Origin of the sequence: Pseudomonas sp. 2822-17 (assembly GCF_002742485.1) — a bacterium.
Classification (GTDB): domain Bacteria; phylum Pseudomonadota; class Gammaproteobacteria; order Pseudomonadales; family Pseudomonadaceae; genus Aquipseudomonas; species Aquipseudomonas cyclaminis.
In genome coordinates this window covers 1-301 of record NZ_LJRZ01000072.1, presented here as the reverse complement: position 1 = coordinate 301, position 301 = coordinate 1, and the positions used below count along the sequence as shown (strand labels likewise).

At 37.5% G+C, this 301-nt stretch carries 1 protein-coding gene; it reads right to left on the bottom strand.

From position 1 onward, the window contains the following. Positions 1 to 81: 81 nt before the first annotated feature. The coding region (locus tag AOA60_RS01040) for a substrate-binding domain-containing protein (RefSeq protein ID WP_158235001.1) at positions 82 to 301 on the bottom strand (220 nt) is incomplete at its 5' end.

Here is a 301-nt window from a genome sequence, read left to right as displayed (position 1 = left end):
TACATAGTCAATCTACCCTTGTTAGATTGACTATTTAATGGCACTAATATCACATTGAATCACTATGTTTGTGTAGATGCACTACCCCATCGTTGACTGACGAATAACCAATTCATGATCAATGATTACACTTTCTACCTTTTCTCCCTTTATTTTTTTGATTAGCATTTCACCTGCGATACACCCCATTTTATACTTTGGCTGTGCTACTGTCGTTAGGGTAGGGTTGGTCATATTGGAGAAATCAATTTTGTCAAACCCAACGACTGCTATATCATCAGGCACCTTAAGTCCTTTCTTG